The sequence below is a fragment of the Oleiphilus sp. HI0086 genome (genome assembly GCF_001635225.1).
Window position 1 is genome coordinate 1 of the sequence record NZ_LWFZ01001307.1, and the last position, 1462, is coordinate 1462.

The window sequence follows — 1462 nt, forward strand, 5'->3', positions numbered from 1 at the left end:
TGAACGAAGGTAAGTACATTGACAACGGACAGCTGTCCCTTACAGTACCAGCCAATAAACCCTACTGTATAAAGAAGGAAGCCAATTCTGAAATAGTGCATAAAGCGAGGGAACTTAACTAACCAATCTTGTATGAATAATACAAGGGTGAGAACCAACATGCTGAAGACCAGCAGTTTCGTTGCCGTACTCTTATCTTCCCAAACCTGTTCCCATAGCGCTTTTTCTTCTTAGATTTCTGGCGGTTCAGGCCTAATTAAAAACTCTTCGAGTGCGGCATACTCTGGTTTAAAACTGGTAAAGACGCCTTCAATAGGGCCTGTCTGGCGGCGAATAAGTAGCTCGACTTGCCAGGGTTGTCCGGGGTCAAACTTATGATGCTCGCTGACAATGAACAGCGACATTTCTTTAAAGTGCGGCGTACCCGCAGCATATAGGTCGTTAATTCGGTATTGTTCGGTATCCCTGAAGCTGAACTCATTTTTACCTTGGTGAATGACGATTCGGTCAAATATTCCTCCGCGAACATAGCCAGAGCCTTTAAAGGAATAGCCGTTTCCGAGTAAACCTATTACATGCTCGCCGGGCTTTAGTTGCTCCATCATCCATTCATATTCACCGTCACCTAAGAGTGAACGGCCGACTGTCGGGATATTCAATTGCGTATAATATAGATCGACAAAAGTGTCTTCTTTTTCTTCAAGCGGGGCTGCCTGGTCCGCAGCTTCAGTTGCCATGAAAGCATCATCGACTTTGGAATTGTTCAAATGGAAACGTCGGATCGCACCGTTGCCTGTCAGGGTCTGCCAGTCGGAAGGCTGGTAGACTTCTTGATTAATCGTGGCCGCAGCCTGTGAGGCAAATTCAGAGGCTTCGATGATGCCATGCGCGATCGCCACTTCGTTGGCGGCGCGAATAATCCCCATGTTCATCACCATCACAGTGACGGTTGCACCGGATACGCCATCGAGATACTCGGTGTTCTCTTCTGTTCCCGTGCCGACTTTTACCTTGGTGTTAACTTTTAGCCCTTGGTATTGGTCCGTAAAGTCACATAAATCTTGCTCTGGAATTCCTACCAGCAAGATAGGTTCATGATGTTCCAGAACATTGGCAGAAATGATTGTTCCTTGAGTATCCAACGTCACAAGTGTATTGACGGGTTCACCGGAGTAGGCAGGAATACGCGCGACATCATCTGTTTCAAAGGCGTAGCCAATGACTTGCTCGTCTTGGAAAATCGTTTTGATTTGAGGGTCGCCAGTTTTTTCAGAAATCGAGCTGGCATTCGGGAAAGCCTCTTGGATAAAGGGAAGAGGGGCTTTAATTGGCGTGATATCAAGCCCGGCAGAAAAAGCAGGGCTGCCGATAAGGCAGATAAATAGACAGGAAACTAATAGATACAAATTCCTAAGGGAAAAGCTTGTTCCATCAAAAGGGTATTTCATCTCGTCTGTAGATC

The 1462-nt window shown here is 46.4% G+C and carries 1 protein-coding gene; it reads right to left on the minus strand.

Going from position 1 to position 1462, the window contains the following annotated elements; translation table 11 throughout:
- Nucleotides 1-230: 230 nt before the first annotated feature.
- On the minus strand, nucleotides 231-1462 hold a 1232-nt coding region (locus tag A3756_RS22430), incomplete at its 5' end, for an FMN-binding protein (protein WP_231875615.1).